Annotated in this window: 14 protein-coding genes; 8 read left to right on the top strand and 6 right to left on the bottom strand. The window is 71.5% G+C overall.

Translation table 11 applies throughout. From position 1 onward, the window contains the following. Positions 1-189 precede the first annotated feature (189 nt). Positions 190-1,359: a steroid 3-ketoacyl-CoA thiolase gene (locus J7E97_RS26675; RefSeq protein WP_112452864.1), complete on the bottom strand. Its 1,170-nt coding sequence runs from the start codon at positions 1,357-1,359 to the stop codon at positions 190-192. Positions 1,360-1,621: 262 nt separating this feature from the next. Here J7E97_RS26675 and J7E97_RS26670 point away from each other — a divergent pair, with 262 nt between their 5' ends. Both J7E97_RS26670 and J7E97_RS26665 read left to right on the top strand, forming a co-directional pair. Continuing rightward, a complete protein-coding gene (locus tag J7E97_RS26670) occupies positions 1,622-2,866 on the top strand; it encodes a cytochrome P450 (RefSeq protein ID WP_215032215.1) in 1,245 nt (414 codons plus the stop codon). A 260-nt stretch (positions 2,867-3,126) separates the two neighbouring features. Continuing rightward, positions 3,127-3,474, top strand: a complete 348-nt coding sequence (locus J7E97_RS26665) for a DUF6193 family natural product biosynthesis protein (protein WP_215032212.1) — start codon at positions 3,127-3,129, stop codon at positions 3,472-3,474. Between the two features lie 77 nt (positions 3,475-3,551). On the opposite strand, the gene J7E97_RS26660 is transcribed toward J7E97_RS26665, so the two are convergent. Then, on the bottom strand, positions 3,552-5,597 hold the full coding sequence (locus J7E97_RS26660; RefSeq protein ID WP_215032210.1) for a bifunctional glycosyltransferase 87/phosphatase PAP2 family protein: 2,046 nt from the start codon (positions 5,595-5,597) through the stop codon (positions 3,552-3,554). A gap of 162 nt (positions 5,598-5,759) precedes the next feature. Here J7E97_RS26660 and J7E97_RS26655 point away from each other — a divergent pair, with 162 nt between their 5' ends. After that, on the top strand, positions 5,760-6,101 hold the full coding sequence (locus J7E97_RS26655; RefSeq protein ID WP_215032208.1) for an antibiotic biosynthesis monooxygenase: 342 nt from the start codon (positions 5,760-5,762) through the stop codon (positions 6,099-6,101). Between the two features lie 106 nt (positions 6,102-6,207). Here the strand turns inward: J7E97_RS26655 and J7E97_RS26650 are convergent, their stop codons facing one another. After that, a complete protein-coding gene (locus J7E97_RS26650; RefSeq protein ID WP_215032206.1) occupies positions 6,208-6,603 on the bottom strand; it encodes a nuclear transport factor 2 family protein in 396 nt (131 codons plus the stop codon). Positions 6,604-6,709: 106 nt separating this feature from the next. Here J7E97_RS26650 and J7E97_RS26645 point away from each other — a divergent pair, with 106 nt between their 5' ends. After that, complete coding sequence (locus J7E97_RS26645; RefSeq protein WP_215032204.1) at positions 6,710-7,222, top strand: GNAT family N-acetyltransferase; 513 nt, start codon at positions 6,710-6,712, stop codon at positions 7,220-7,222. Between the two features lie 79 nt (positions 7,223-7,301). On the opposite strand, the gene J7E97_RS26640 is transcribed toward J7E97_RS26645, so the two are convergent. Beyond that, positions 7,302-9,344 (bottom strand): MFS transporter, encoded by a 2,043-nt coding sequence (locus J7E97_RS26640; protein WP_251055200.1) that lies wholly within the window; start codon positions 9,342-9,344, stop codon positions 7,302-7,304. Between the two features lie 212 nt (positions 9,345-9,556). On the opposite strand from J7E97_RS26640, the gene J7E97_RS26635 reads away from it, so the two are divergent. Continuing rightward, positions 9,557-10,384, top strand: a complete 828-nt coding sequence (locus J7E97_RS26635; RefSeq protein ID WP_215032200.1) for a peptidoglycan-binding protein — start codon at positions 9,557-9,559, stop codon at positions 10,382-10,384. A 132-nt stretch (positions 10,385-10,516) separates the two neighbouring features. Then, positions 10,517-11,194, top strand: coding sequence for an HAD-IA family hydrolase (locus J7E97_RS26630; protein ID WP_215032197.1), 678 nt, complete (start codon positions 10,517-10,519; stop codon positions 11,192-11,194). A 104-nt stretch (positions 11,195-11,298) separates the two neighbouring features. Here the strand turns inward: J7E97_RS26630 and J7E97_RS26625 are convergent, their stop codons facing one another. Next, positions 11,299-11,751, bottom strand: a complete 453-nt coding sequence (locus J7E97_RS26625; RefSeq protein WP_215032194.1) for a VOC family protein — start codon at positions 11,749-11,751, stop codon at positions 11,299-11,301. Positions 11,752-11,842: 91 nt separating this feature from the next. Further along, positions 11,843-12,421 carry a TMEM165/GDT1 family protein gene (locus J7E97_RS26620; RefSeq protein WP_215032192.1) on the bottom strand — a complete coding sequence of 193 codons (579 nt, stop codon included), beginning with the start codon at positions 12,419-12,421 and terminating at the stop codon, positions 11,843-11,845. 573 nt (positions 12,422-12,994) lie between these two features. Here J7E97_RS26620 and J7E97_RS26615 point away from each other — a divergent pair. Together J7E97_RS26615 and J7E97_RS26610 are read left to right on the top strand one after the other, a co-directional pair. Continuing rightward, entirely contained in the window at positions 12,995-13,648 is a 654-nt protein-coding gene (locus J7E97_RS26615; protein ID WP_215032189.1) for an HNH endonuclease family protein, read from the top strand. A gap of 168 nt (positions 13,649-13,816) precedes the next feature. Next, entirely contained in the window at positions 13,817-15,460 is a 1,644-nt protein-coding gene (locus J7E97_RS26610; RefSeq protein WP_215032186.1) for an alkaline phosphatase D family protein, read from the top strand. Positions 15,461-15,554: the final 94 nt, after the last annotated feature.

Genomic DNA, 15,554 nt, shown 5'->3' with positions numbered 1-15,554 from the left:
CTAAGCCACCAGCGGCAGCAGAACCCAGCAGCACCCGCACGACCACACCACCGCACGACCGCCCCCACCAGGCCCCGGCCGGCGCGGCGCGCGTGCGAAGGCCCCGGCGGCCGACCTCCCCAGGTCCGGCCACCGGGGCCTTCTGCTTCCCATCCCACAGGGACCGAGAAGCGGCGCAGCGGGTGACCGCTACAGCCGCTGGATTATGGTGCCCGTCGCCAGCGCGCCTCCCGCGCACATGGTGATCAGGGCGAATTCCTTGTCGCGCCGCTCCAGCTCGTGCAGGGCGGTGGTGATCAGCCGGGCTCCGGTGGCGCCGACGGGGTGGCCGAGCGCGATGCCCCCGCCGTTGACGTTGACCTTCTCCAGGTCCTGGTCGAAGACCTGGGCCCAGCTGAGCACGACCGAGGCGAAGGCCTCGTTGATCTCGACGAGGTCGATGTCCTTGAGGGACATCCCCGCCTTGCCCAGCACCGCGCGCGTCGCGTCGATGGGCCCGTCCAGGTGGAAGTGCGGGTCGGAGCCGACGAGCGTCTGGGCGACGATCCGGGCGCGCGGCCGCAGCTTGAGCGCACGCGCCATCTTGCGCGAGGCCCACATCACGGCGGCGGCGCCGTCGGAGATCTGCGAGGAGTTCCCGGCGGTGTGCACGGCGGTCGGCATGACCGGCTTCAGCCGGGCGAGCGCCTCCATGGAGGTGTCGCGCAGGCCCTCGTCCCGGTCGACCAGGCGCCACATGCCCTGGCCGGCGGCCTGCTCGGCCTCGGTGGTGGGCACCTGCACGGCGAAGGTCTCGCGCTTGAACCGCTCCTCGGCCCATGCGGCGGCGGCCCGCTGCTGGGACAGGACGCCCAGCGTGTCAACGTCCTCGCGGGTCAGGCCCCGGTGGCGGGCGATGCGCTCGGCGGCCTCGAACTGGTTCGGGAGGTCGACGTTCCACTCGTCCGGGAAGGGCTTGCCGGGGCCGTGCTTGGAACCGGAACCGAGCGGTACGCGGCTCATGGCCTCGACCCCGCAGGCGATGCCGATGTCCATGACTCCGCCGGAGATCATGTTGGCGACCATGTGGTTGGCCTGTTGCGAACTGCCGCACTGGCAGTCCACCGTGGTCGCGGCGGTCTCGTACGGCAGGCCCATGGCCAGCCAGGCGTTGCGGGCGGGGTTCATCGACTGCTCGCCGGCGTGGGTGACGGTGCCGCCGACGATCTGCTCGACGCAGTCGGGCTGGATGCCGGTGCGGGCGAGGAGCTCGCGGTAGGTCTCGCCGAGAAGGTAGGCGGGGTGAAGGTTGGCGAGTGCGCCCCCGCGCTTGCCGATGGGGGTGCGTACGGCTTCGACGATGACGGGTTCCGCGGCCATGAGCTCGTCCTCTCCTGCTCCTGCGTAGCGCGCAGCGCGCCTCGGCTGGGCGGGCGGGCCGTCCCGGCGCCCCGCCCGAACTAGTACGCGTTCTAGTTCTCCCCGCAGTCTTATGACCAGAACACCCGGTACGCAAGGGTCTTGCAGGCGGCTTACACGGTTTCCACACGCAGAAGTTCGCGCGAGGCCCCTTGTCACTTGTAGAACTCGTTACTACCTTCAAGCCAACTTCTGATGGGCCGTCAGACCTTGGAGTCGCCCGATGCCCTGCCCCGCGCTTCCCGAAGGCTTCGACGCCACCGACCCGGACCTGCTCCAGGACCGGGTCCCCTATCCCGAGTTCGCACAGTTGCGGCAGACGGCGCCCGTGTGGTGGTGCCCGCAGCGGCGGGGCATCACCGGTTTCGACGACGAGGGGTACTGGGCCGTCACCCGGCACGCGGACGTCAAGTACGTCTCCACGCACCCGGAGCTGTTCTCCTCCACGACGAACACGGCGATCATCCGCTTCAACGAGCACATCCAGCGCGAAGCGATAGATGCCCAGCGTCTGATCATGCTGAACATGGATCCGCCGGAACACACGCGCGTACGCCAGATCGTGCAGCGCGGATTCACCCCGCGGGCCATCCGCGGGCTGGAGGACGCCCTGCGCGACCGCGCCCGGAAGATCGTCGCGGAGGCTCTGGAGGCCTCGGCGGACGGCAGCTTCGACTTCGTCACCCAAGTGGCGTGCGAACTCCCGCTCCAGGCCATCGCCGAGCTGATCGGCGTACCGCAGGAGGACCGGTCCCGGATCTTCGACTGGTCGAACAAGATGATCGCGTACGACGACCCCGAGTACGCGATCACCGCGGAGGTCGGCGGCAACGCCGCGATGGAGCTCATCGGTTACGCGATGAACCTGTCGGCCGCCCGCAAGGAGTGCCCGGCCCAGGACATCGTCACGCAGCTGGTCGCGGCCGAGGGCCAGGGCAACCTGGGCTCCGACGAGTTCGGCTTCTTCGTGCTGCTGCTGGCGGTCGCGGGCAACGAGACCACGCGCAACGCCATCAGCCACGGCATGCACGCCTTCCTGACCCACCCCGAGCAGTGGGAGCTGTACAAGGCGACCCGCCCCTCGACGGCGGCCGAGGAGATCGTGCGCTGGGCCACCCCCGTGGTGTCCTTCCAGCGCACCGCCACCCAGGACACCGAACTGGGCGGGCAGAAGATCAAAGCGGGCGACCGGGTGGGGCTCTTCTACTCCTCCGCCAACCACGACCCCGAGGTCTTCGACAACCCCGAAGCCTTCGACATCACCCGCGACCCCAACCCGCACCTGGGCTTCGGCGGTGGCGGCCCGCACTTCTGCCTCGGCAAGTCGCTGGCCATCATGGAGATCGACCTGATGTTCAACGCGCTGGCCGACGCCCTGCCCGACCTGCACCTCGCCGGCGCGGGCCCGCGCCGGCTGCGCGCGGCCTGGCTGAACGGCATCAAGGAGCTGCGGGTCAGCCACGGCTGACCCGTTGTCCAGGACGGCAGGGGCCCCAACTCCCACGCCCGGCCCCTGCCGTCCCTCGGCCTTCGCGGCCGCCCGGTCGTCACCGGCGGTCGTCACCGGTTGGTCGTCGCGGGCGGTCGTAACCGGAAGGTCGCTACCGATCGATCGTCACCGTCGGTCGTCACCGTCGGTCGTTTCCGTCGGTCGTTACCGGTCGGTCGTTACCGTGTCGCCGCCGTCGGATCATTGCCTTGGCGGCGGGCCGGAACCAGACTGCCCGGATGAACCTTGAGGACCCCAGCGCCAGACGCTGGCAGCGGCTGCCGACCACATGGCGGCGGATGGCCGAACAGACCGGGTCCGAGCCCATGAGCCAAGGCGTCCTGGCGCTCATCGAGGCCGCCCGCGCGGAGCCGGAGCTGCGCCGGCTGTACCCGTACACGAGCCACTTCACCCTGTGGTTCAGCGCCTCCGAGGGCCATCCCTTCGCCGTGACCGCGCCCGCCGTCGAGCCGCTGCCCGACGGCCGCTTCCGCGTGCGCGGCCCCCGCCAGACCACCGTGCTCGGCGAGACCGACACGGCGGGTGCGGCGATCGCCCTCGTCGTGGCCCACCTGCCGGGCGAATAGGCCACGACCGTGCCCGCCCCGGGCCTCACGCCCGAAGGCCTGGACGCGGCTCGGACGGCTTGGACGCACTCAGACCCTTACGCCCGCGTGCGCTCCGACCCCGATCCGGACCCCGCCGGAACCCGTTCCGGCCGTCTGGGCCGCGGTACGGGCAATCCGGCGGGCACGGCGGCGCCCCGGGGGCCCGAGAGCACGTAGACGAGCCCGAAACCGGCACCGACGACCAGCGCGCCGCCGACCGCGTCGAGGATCCAGTGGTTGGCGGTGGCGACGATCGCGCACACCGTGATCGTCGGGTGCAGCGCCCCGAGCAGCTTCTGCCAGCCCTTCGGCGCGAGCGTGACGATCACGATCCCGCACCACAGCGACCAGCCGAAGTGCAGCGAAGGCATCGCCGCGTACTGGTTGGAGATGGCGGTCATGGCCCCGTAGCTCGGGTTCGCCAGGTCCTGCACCCCGTGCACGGTGTCGACGAAGCCCAGGCCGGGCATCAGGCGCGGCGGCGCGAGCGGGTAGAGCCAGAAGCCTATGAGGGCCAGGACGGTGGCCAGGCCGAGGGAGGCGCGGGCCCAGCGGTAGTCCTTGGGGCGGCGCCAGTACAGGACGGCCAGGATCGTCAGCGGGACCACGAAGTGGAAGGAGGTGTAGTAGAAGTTGAAGAACGCCTCCAGCCAGGGCGTCTTCGCCACGGCATGGTTCACGGCCAGCTCGATGTCGATGCCGAAGGCCTTCTCGATGCCGTGGATCTGGTTCCCGTTGCCCTCGGCGAGGCTGCGGCTGGTGGGCGCGGCGGCCCGGATGTGCGAGTAGAGCGAGTAGCCGACCCGTATCAGCAGCAGTTCCAGCAGCAGGTTGGGGCGCGAGAGCACGCGCCGCCAGAACGGCAGCAGCGGCACCCGCGCCCACCGGGCGGGCGCGGGCCGCCCGTAGGCCGTGGGGACGGGCTCGCGCCAGTACGGGGACGAGCGCGGCAGGAACGGCACGGCGCAGGCCGCCGCGAGGGCCGCGAGGAGCAGCACGTTGTCGCGTACGGGGGCCAGGGCGACCAGGTTGGGCAGCAGCACGTCGCTCGGCAGCGTCATGGCGAGGACCACGGCCACCGGCCACACGGGCCGGTCGGCGGCCCGCTTGCCGACCTTGCCGGCGACCGCGAGCAGCACCCACAGCAGCTGGTGGCGCCAGCCGGTCGGGGACACGGCGACGGCCACGCAGCCGGTGATGGCGACGGCGAGCAGCAGCTGTCCGTCATGGGCGTAGCGGGCGGCGCGGCGCAGGCCGAACCAGGCGACGGCGGCCGCGAGGGCGACGTAGAGCAGGATCTCGCCGGGGCCGGAGAGGCCGAGGCGCAGGAGCGCGCCGTGCACGGACTGGTTGGCGAGGCCGGCGGGGGCGCCGCCGAGGCCGGTGCCGGCCAGGTGCTCGACCCAGTACGTCCAGGAATCCTGCGGCATGGCCGCCCAGGACAGCGCGGTGGCGCCGGCGAAGGTCGCGCCGGCGGCGCGCGCGGTGGGCCTGCGCCCGGTCAGCCAGAGCAGCGCGACGAAGAGCAGCAGGGCGGGCTGGAGGGCGGCTGCGAGGCCGATCAGGAAACCGGACGGGCGGTCGCCCGGAACCCTGGACACGGCCAGCAGCACCAGCAGGACCGGCAGCACGGCGGTCTGGCCCGGCGAGGCGGCTTCGCGGACGGGCAGCGAGACCATCATGAGGGCGACCAGCACGGGCGCGGCCAGCAGCGCGGTGCGCCGGGGCACGGGATCGGGCAGGCCGCGCGCGGCGACGAGCCCGATGGCGGCGACGACCAGCAGGGTCACACAGGTCCAGGCCACCTCCAGGGAGGGCGCGGCGAGGCCGAGGAGCGGCTTGAGGACCAGCCCCGCGAAGGGGGTTCCGGTGAACTGCCCGTTCTCGTAGAGCAGACCCGGCAGGCTGCCCGGGGTGCCCGGGAGGTGGAAGTCGCTGAGCCACTCGCCCGGTGGCACGCGCAGCACCACGGCGGCCTGCCTGACGGCGAGCAGCCCTGCCAGCGCCCACAGCACGAGGCGTGCGGCCCCGAGCCTGCCCCCGCTACCGCCTATGACTCCGGCATGCCCGTTCGCACCACTGTGCTCCGCCGCGTTAGCCACGCCTCGCCGGCCTCCCGCCCTGTTGACCGCAACCCTGACTTTGCCTGGCTGCCGCGTTTGATACCGCGTTTCATACCGCGGGTTTCATACCGCGCGTTTCGTACCGCGCGCTTCATTTACCCGGACGACGATATCCCCCGCGCGATACCTAGGATGGCGGGCATGAGCATCGTGAAGATCAACGCCCTCACCGTCCCGGCCGAACAGCGGGAGGTCCTGGAGCAGCGGTTCGCCTCGCGGGCGGGGTCCGTGGAGGGTTCGGACGGGTTCGAATGGTTCGAGCTGCTGCGTCCCGTCGAGGGCACGGACCAGTACCTCGTGTACACGCGGTGGCGTTCCGAGGAGGACTTCCAGGCGTGGATGGAGGGCCCGATGAAGGCGGCCCACCAGGGTGGCGGCGCGGCGGGCGGCGGGGGCGGCGCAGAGCGGCCGAAGCCCGCCGCGACGGGGTCTTCGGTGTGGTCGTTCGAGGTCGTGCAGCAGGCTGCGCCCAAGCGGGCCTGAGCGCGGCAGCAGCTGCCGAGGGGCCCGGAGCGGACGCTCCGGGCCCCTCGGCAGCAACTACTGTCCCGCCGGCTGCCGACTGCCGGCTGCCGGCTGCTGGCCGCCGTCAGCTCCAGAAGGCGTCGGTCTCGTCGATGTCCTCGGTGCAGACGTCGAGGTCGCTGATCTTTCCGGCGACGATGGTGAAGAAGATTCCGTCGTGGATCTCGATTCCCCGGTCGCCGCGGTCCGCGCGCACTGTGTGGAAACTCATGACGTGACCGCGGCCGTCCGCGAGCAGTTTGCCCAGATCGATCCGGAACGTTCCGTTCGTCTCCTCGCCGAGCCGGCGGTAGAGGTCGAAGACGGCCTCCCGCCCCTTGTGGTGCCCGGAGATGAGGCTGGTGCCGGGAACGTGCTGGATGACGTCGGCCGTCATCATCGTGCTCAGCTTGTCCATGTCGCCTTGACCGAAGGCCTCATAGGCTCGACGGACCAGGCCACAGTCAGGATGCTCCGACATGACGGTTCACGCCCTTCATGTGCACGGTTGCCCCTTTTCCTATCATCGGCCCGTGCCTGTGGATATTCCAACGCGGGGTCGCTCCCTTCCGCTCCACAATGGCGCCATGACCAGCGATTCGATGAACACGACGACAGGCGGTACCTGGCGGGTCGCCCCCGAGGCGTTCACCACCCCGGACGCCACGCTGCTGCGCCGCGCGTACTACGCGGAGGTCGCCGGGCGGTACTGGAAGCGGTCCGTCACCGAGGCCGAGATCGACCAGGGGCTCCTGGACTTCCCGGACGACGGGCTGGCGGCGCCGACGGGCCGGTTCGTGGTCGGCCGGCTCGACGGACGGCCCTTGGCGTGCGGAGGCATACGCCTCCTGGACCCCGTCACCGCCGAGCTCACAAGGGTGTACGTGGACCCGCGCGCCCGCGGCACGGGCGGCGGGGCGGCCCTGCTCGAAGCCCTGGAGGAGGCGGGCCGCGCGCTGGGCGCCGAGCGCGTCCGGCTGGACACGCGGTCGGACCTGGTGGAGGCGCGCGCGTTGTACGCGCGGCACGGGTACGCGGAGATACCGGCCTACAGCGCGGGGCCGTACGCCGAGCACTGGTTCGAGAAGCCCCTGCCCTGACCGCCGGCCTCCACCGGACGACGGGAGCGCCGCGGGTCGGGGCCGACGTGTCGGCAGGTCGGCCGAGCCGCGGCCGGGATCAGCGCATCGAGTGGTCCCGGCGCGGTGAGGTGTCGTAGGGCTCCTCGGAGTCGGATCCGCAGAGCTCCCCGTTGATCTCCTCGACCAGCTTTGACAGGTCGGTGGGGCGGTCCGGGCTCCACCAGTCGCCGAGCAGTTCGGCGAGGGACTCCTCACGGGCGGCGGACAGCTCCAGCGCGCTCTGGCGGCCCTTCTCCGTCAGCACCAGCGACAGCCCGTCGCGGGTGGCCAGCCCGCGCTCCTCGATCTGGCGGGCCGCGTCCGTGATGGCCCTCATCGGCACCATGGTCCGCTCGACGAGCAGGGCGGGGTCGGCGGAGCCGTACTTCTTGATCCGCAGCAGCAGCCAACTGGAGGCGGGCAGCAGGTCGTAGCCGGCCTTCACGGTGATCTTCTCGTAGATGCGCTTGCGGCCCTGGAGGGTGCCCAGCACCGACAGGGCGCGGGCGACCTCCTCGCGGGAGGAGCGCTGGACCGGGTTCGAGGCGAGGGTCTCGGTGACATCGGGCGTCGTCACCGAGCCGCGCAGCTTGTCCTCCTTGAGGAACCAGGCCACCACGAAGGCCACCAGCACCACGGGCACGGCGTAGAGGAAGACGTCGGTGATGGCAGTGGAGTAGGCGTCCAGCACCGTCGGCCGCAGTTGCGGGGGAAGGGCGGCGATGGCGCGCGGGTCGGCCTCCAGCCGTGCCGCGTCCACCCCGGGCGGCAGCGGGATGCCGGCCAGTGCGGCCGCCAGCTTGTCGTCGAGCTGGTTGGTGAAGATCGTGCCGAAGATGGCGACGCCGAAGGAGGCGCCGATGGAGCGGAAGAAGGTGGCACCCGAGGTGGCGACGCCGAGGTCGGCGTAGCCGACCGAGTTCTGCACCACCAGCACGAGCACCTGCATGACCAGTCCGAGGCCGGCGCCGAAGACGAAGAAGTAGACGCTCATCTCCCAGGTGGAGCTGGTGCGGTGCAACTGGTGCAGGAGCACCAGCCCGATCGCGGTCAGGGCCGTGCCCGCGATCGGGAAGACCTTCCAGCGCCCGGTGCGGCTGACGATCTGGCCGGAGCCGGTGGAGGTGATCAGCATGCCGAGCACCATCGGCAGCATGTGCACGCCCGACATGGTCGGCGAGACCCCTTGGACGACCTGGAGGAAGGTCGGCAGGTAGACCATCGCCCCGAACATCGCGAAGCCCACGACGAAGCTGATCAGGGAGCAGAGGACGAAGGTGCGGATGCGGAACAGCTTGAGCGGGAGCACGGGCTCCAGGGCCCGCCGCTCGACGAGCACGAAGGCGATCAGCAGCACGAGGCCCAGTACGGCCAGCCCGATGATCTCGGGCGAGCTCCAGCCCCAGGTGCCGCCGAGGGAGGCCACGAGCACCAGGCAGGTGGCGACGGAGGCGATGAGGAAGGTGCCGAGGTAGTCGATGGTGTGCTTCTCGGCGCGCACCGGGATGTGCAGGCTGGCGGCGATGACGACGAGTGCGACGAGACCGATGGGGAGGTTGATGTAGAAGACCCAGCGCCACGACAAGTGGTCCACGAAGAGCCCGCCCAGCAGCGGTCCGAGCACGCTGGTCGCTCCGAAGACGGCGCCGAAGAGGCCCTGGTACTTGCCGCGTTCGCGGGGCGGGACGATGTCTCCGACGATCGCCATCGACAGCACCATCAGTCCACCGCCACCCAGGCCCTGCAGTGCGCGGAAGCCGATGAGCTGCGGCATGTTCTGCGCGAGTCCGCACAGGGCGGACCCGATCAGGAACAGCACGATGGCGTACTGGAAGAGCTTCTTGCGCCCGTACTGGTCGCCGAGCTTGCCCCACAGCGGCGTCGCGGCCGTCGACGCGAGCATGTAGGCCGTGACGACCCACGACAGGTGCGCCATGCCGCCGAGATCACTGACGATCGTCGGCAGTGCCGTCGACACGATCGTCTGGTCGAGTGCGGCGATCAGCAGTCCCAGCAGCAGCGCGCCGATCGAAACGAGCACGTCCCGCGAGGCGCGCTCGGCACCGGGCCCGGACTTCCTCGGGTCGGGCTCCGTCGCCATGTCCTGAACCATCGGCTCCTCCTCAGGCCTGATCGACTCCTCCATCCTGAGCGGTGTGTCCTGTTATGGCCTGTCGGGCGGTTGGGAGCGGGCCCGCGGGTCTGCATAATCGCAGGCAAGTGGCCAGGTGAGGGGTACTAGTGAGCGCTGAGCACTGTCCGGATTGCGACGCCGTCGGCGACGCCTGCCGATGCGATTCCCATTCGTTGCGCGTGCGCCCGTACGTGTCACTGCCCGACCCGGGGCAGTCGGCCGACCGGCCGCCGCAGGTCCGGATACCGCCGCACGCCCAGATGCCGCCGCCGCACGCCCACACCCCGCCGCAGGCACAGACCCCGGCGCAGGCCCAAGCCGCCCGGGCGCAGGCACAGACCCCGGCGTACGGAACGCCCGTGGTGTCCTGGCCGCCCGCGCCCGCGGCTGCGGCCCCGCCAGCGGCCGAGGAAACGATGCTGCTGCGCCCCGTCGCGGCGTACGAGGCGCGCCCGCCCCGCCGCACGCGTCCGCTCCTGGTGGCCGCCTGCGCGGTGGTCGCCTTCGGCGGGGCCGCCCTGGCCCTGACGGCCTTCTCGGGCTCCGACCAACCCGAGGTGACCCTCCTCGACGCGAAACCCTCCGCCCCGGTCATCAGCCTGGCCCAGGCGGCCCCCTCACAATCCTCCGCGAGCGCCAAGCCGAGCCCCTCCGCCTCCCGCTCCCCGAGCCCCTCCCGCACCCCTTCCCCGTCCGTGACCCCTTCGGCGACCCCGAGCCGCTCGTCCGCGCCCGCGGCCACCCCCGCTCCCTCCCCCACCACGAGCCGGCCTTCCAGCCCTCCGCCGAAGCCCCAGGGCCCCGTCCTGCGCTACGGGGACTCCGGCCCGGAGGTGGAGAAGCTCCAGCGCCTGCTCGCGGCGCAGGGGGTGTACTCGGGGAAGGCCGACGGCAAGTACGGCTCTCGCACGGAGAACGCGGTGTCGACGTTCCAGTGGCAGAACGGCATCGAGGGAGACGACTGGGGCGTCTACGGCCCGGAGACCCGCCGCGCCCTGGAGGGATAGAACACACTCCTTGCGGTGGCGCGGACCCGCTCCTGTTTTGTATGGTTCAGAAACAAAGTGGTTCCGTCCTCTCCCCTGACCGGTGGACGGAACCACTTGTTCTCTTTTCCCGCCCCGTCTGGAGCCCCGCCGATGCCGGCCAGCACCACCGCCCCCGCCGTTCTGACCGCCAAGGCCCTCCTGCTGGACATGGACGGCACCCTCGTCAATTCCGACGCGGCGGTCGAGCGCTGCTGGCGCGACTGGGCCGTCGCCCACGGCCTGGACCCGCGGGAGACCCTCAAGGTGGTCCACGGCCGCCAGGGCTACGCCACGATGGCGATCCTCCTGCCGGACCGCCCGATGGCGGAGAACCTCGCCGAGAACGCGGTGATGCTCGCCCGCGAGACCGCCGACACCGAAGGCGTGGTCCCGGTCGGCGGGGCTCCCGAGTTCATGGCCTCCATCGGCTCCCTCCCGCACGCCCTGGTCACCTCCGCGGACGCGGCCCTGGCAACGGCCCGGATGAGCGCCGCGGCCCTGCCGATGCCCGAGGTCCGGGTCACCGCCGAATCCGTGCAGGCCAGCAAGCCCCACCCCGAGGGCTTCCTGAAGGGCGCCGCCGCCCTCGGCGTCGACCCCGCGGACTGCATCGTCTTCGAGGACTCGGCCGCCGGCATCGCCGCCGGGCAAGCCGCGGGCATGCGCGTGATCGGCGTCGGCCCGCGCGCCGCCGCCCACGCCCCCACGGCCCACGTGCTCGACCTGACGGAGATCACCGTCACCGCCGACACCGACGGCTCCATCACCCTCACGCTCCGGTCGGCCTGATCCCGGGCCCGCTCGGCCCCGGCCGGGCGGCTCAGGCGGGCGGGGCGGGGCGGCTCAGGCGCGCCGGGCGGACGCGCCGAGCGCGCCGACCGGGCGGCCGCCCCTCAGGCGACGCAGAACTCGTTGCCCTCAGGGTCCTGTAGCACCACGGCGTAGAAGCCCTCCGGCTCGTCCATGACCCGCAGCACGGTCGCGCCCGCGGCCGTGAGCTGCCCGACCTTCTCGTCGATCCGCCGGGTCCGGACCTGCACCGGGGCGTCGCTGCCGCCGCCGACCTTCAGGTCCAGGTGCACCCGGTTCTTGCCGGCCTTCGCCTCGGGGACCTGCTGGAACCACACTCGCGGCCCCAGCCCCTTCGGGTCGACGATCGACTCCGGGCTCTCCCCCGCCCCCTCGGGCAGTTCCTCTTCGGGCACCCCCAAGTCCTGCCAGTACGCACGCCAGGTGGGCTGCCCGCCGGGCGGAAGTTCCGGCGCGTATCCCAGCGCCCGGCTCCAGAAGGCCACCATCAGCCGCGGGTCCGCACAGTCGATTGTCAGTTGCAAGGTCGGCTCCATCCCCGCAGCGTCCCAGACACCTCTGACATCGGGCGGCGAGGCGGCACGTCGGGAGGTGGCGGGGCGGCGACCCGCCGCCCCGCCACCTCCATCAGGCGACGGCCTCGTACAGCGAGAACACGGCGAGCGCCGCCATCACGGCGGCAGCGATCTTGGTGATCAGGTTCAGCGGCACGTACTTCATCAGCGTCCGCCCGCCCAGGATCCCGATCCCCGCCACGGCCCACAGGGCGAGCACCGCACCGAGGCCGACCGAGAGGGGGTCGTCGTACCGCGCGGCGAGGTTCGCGGTCATGATCTGCGTCAGATCACCGAACTCGGCGACCAGGATCAACATGAAGCCTGCCCCCGAGACCTTCCAGAAGGACTGGTCGGCGGGCGCCTTGACCTCGTCCTCCCCCTCGCTCCTCTTGAGGAGGAGCATCGCCGCGCCCCCGAGGAACAGGACGCCCACGACGGCCTGCACCAGCCGGTGCGGCAGCAGGGTGAGCACGCTGCCGGCGGCGATGGCGAGGACCACGTGCACGGCGAAGGCGGCGGCCACGCCGACGAAGACGTACGAGGCGCGGTAGCGGGTGCCGAGCATCAGGCCGGCCAGGGCCGTCTTGTCGGGGAGTTCGGCGAGGAAGACGACGCCGAAGGCGATCGCCATCACGGTGAAGCTGAACACGGAGCGGAACCTCTATCGGTCGGCCAGGACGCCGTCGGTACCGAGAGACCAAGTCCGGAAGGGGATCACGGGTCGCTTCGGCTCGGCGGCGCCCTGGAATACGTACGCGAACATACGCGCAGGACACTGCGGCCGAAGGTCTCGCTGGCCGACCCCGCGCACACGCGCCCGCGATCTGCCTCCGGGCGCCGGCTGGTGTGACCCAGCAGTATGTCGACGGTCCGGCAAAGAGCTACTCCCCTTCTGCTCCTCCAGGGTACGCGACGTCTCCAGGCCTCCCGCAAGGGCCTTTGGGCCCCCGTCGGCACCCCGTCGGCACCCCGTCGACACCAGGCCGGCCGGGGCGGCCCGCGGCGGCTCGTTCGCAACCCCTCCCGCGGCCCCAACCGGATTCTCAACTTCCGTTAAATCCAGGTAAGTTCCGGACCTCGCCATGACATGCCCATGTCGTCACACTGTCACCTGACGCCCACTCCCTCGAAACCCGGCGCGGTCACGATGGCGGCGCCCCACGGCGTTTCCCGCCCCCCGCCCATCCCCACCCCCGCCTCCACCCCCACCCAGGAGCCCCTCATGTTCTTCACGCCCTCCGTCTACGCGCGTCGACTTAGCATGCTCGCCTCAATGGTCGTTGCCGCCTCCCTCACCACCCTCCTCGCCGCCCCCGCCGCCTCCGCCGCCCCTCCCGCCCCCATCAGCGCGGCGGCCGCCCGCTCCTACCTCGCCACGGTCACTCCGAAGACCGAGGGCAGCACCAGCGGGTACAGCCGGGACCTCTTCCCCCACTGGAGCACCGTCTCCGGCACCTGCAACACCCGCGAGACCGTCCTGAAGCGCGACGGCTCGGGCGTCGTCCAGGACTCCGCCTGCGCGGCGGTGAGCGGCAGCTGGTTCTCCGAGTACGACGGCGCCACCTGGACCGCCGCCTCCGATCTCGACATCGACCACGTCGTCCCGCTCGCCGAAGCCTGGCGCTCCGGCGCCAATTCCTGGACCACCACCAAGCGTCAGCAGTTCGCCAACGACCTCACCCGCCCGCAGCTCATAGCGGTCACGGACAACGTCAACCAGGCCAAGGGCGACCTCGACCCCGGCAAGTGGCTGCCCTCGCGCACCGCCTACCGCTGTACGTACGCGCGGATGTGGGTCAACGTGAAGCAGTACTGGGACCTGAGCATGGACTCGACGGAGAAGACGGCCCTGGTCAACATCCTCAACGGCTGCTGACCGACGCCCGGACACGCCCGCTCCGCCTCCACCCCTGGCCAAGGATCTTTCCCCCGCCAGGGGGAGGTGGAGCGCCCCCTCCCCGTCGTACCGTGATCACAGAGTCGGCGGTCTCGCCCGAGGACCGGCGATCACTAGTCAACGCCACACCGCAGGAGGGGGAGTTGCATGGCCGCGATGCGTCTGGGACCACTGCTGCGCTACGTCGACTGGGACAGGGGCGACTGCGCCACGATATGGATCGAGGCGGACCGCCCCTGCACCGCCGAGGTGCGCTGCGCCGACGGCTCCGGCGGCAGCGTCCGTACCTTCCAGGTCGCCGGCCACCACTACGCCCTGATCCCCGTCACCGGCCTGACCCCCGGCTCCACCACGGCGTACGAGGTCCTGCTCGACGACGTCCGCGTCTGGCCGCTCCCCGACAGCCCCTTCCCTGCGAGCACCATCACCACGCCCTCGACCCCCCGCTCCCAGCCCACCCTCCGCATCACCTTCGGCTCCTGCCGCCAGGCCGCCCCGCCCGCCGGCCGGCGCGGACCGCACGGGCCCGACGCGCTCGACACCCTCGCCGCCCGACTGGCCGCCGGCGGGGACGCGGACGAGCGGCCCGACGTCCTGCTCCTCCTCGGCGACCAGGTGTACGCGGACCAGCTGTCGCGGCCCACCCGCCAGTGGCTCGCGGCCCGCCGGGACCTCCGTGAGGCCCCCGGCGCGCAGGTAGCCGACTTCGAGGAGTACACCCGGCTCTACTACGAGTCCTGGCTCGACCCGGAGGTCCGCTGGCTCCTCTCCACCGTCCCCAGCCTGCACATATTCGACGACCACGACGTCATCGACGACTGGAACACCAGCGCCGCGTGGCTGGCGGAGATGCGCGCCACCCCGTGGTGGCAGGAGCGAGTGCTCAGCGGACTGATGTCGTACTGGGTGTACCAGCACCTCGGCAACCTCTCCCCCGCCGAGCTCGCGGCCGACCCGTTGTACGAAGCGGTCCGCCAGACCCCCGACGGCACCGACGCACTCCGGGCCTTCGCCGCCGCGGCGGACGCCGACCCGGCCACCGTCCGCTGGAGCTACCGCCGCGACTTCGGCCGGTCCCGCTTGCTGATGGTGGACACCCGGGCCGCCCGGGTGCTCGCCGAAGACGGCCGGGCCATGCTCGACCCGGCGGAGCATCAGTGGCTCCGGGACAACGCCCTGGCCGGGCACGGCGGTTACGACCACCTCCTCATCGGGTCGTCGCTGCCCTGGCTGATGCCGCCGCTCGTCCACGACGCGGAAGTGTGGAATTCCGCTCTGTGCCGCGGGGAGCGCGGCCCGCGGTGGGCCAGGATCGGGGAGAACCTGCGGCGGCGCAGCGACCTGGAGCACTGGGCGGCGTTCCCGGCCTCGTTCGCGGCGCTCAGCGACCTGATCGAGGAAGTGGGCACGGGCCCGCGGGCCCCGGCGACGGTGTGCGTGCTCTCTGGCGACGTGCACCACGCGTATGTGGCCGAGCCCCGAATACCCAGTACGGCCCGGGTTTTTCAGCTGACGTGCTCGCCCGTGCACAACTCCATCCACACGGCGGTGAAGTGGGGCTTCCGGCTGGGCTGGTCCCGGTGGGGCCGGTGGCTGGGCCGCGGCTTCTCCCGGCACGGCCGGACGGGCCGCCCCCCGCTGAGCTGGCGGCGTACGGGCGGCCCGTGGTTCGGCAACCAGCTCATGACGCTCGCCCTGTCGGGCCGCTCCGCGCGGCTCCGCCTGGACCAAGCCCGCAAGGGCCCCCGCCTGGTGACGGTCCTGGACCGGGAACTCACGGCCCCGCGCTAGTGTCCTGAGTCTCGGAAAGTCCATAGAAGTATGCTGATCTCATGGCACGCATGGGACGGCCGACGGCCGAGGTGGTTCTGACCGACGACGAGCG

The organism is Streptomyces sp. ISL-66, assembly GCF_018614135.1.
Classification (GTDB): Bacteria; Actinomycetota; Actinomycetes; order Streptomycetales; family Streptomycetaceae; genus Streptomyces.
The sequence above is the reverse complement of the archived record's forward strand: the minus strand, read 5'-3'. Positions and strand labels throughout refer to the sequence as shown.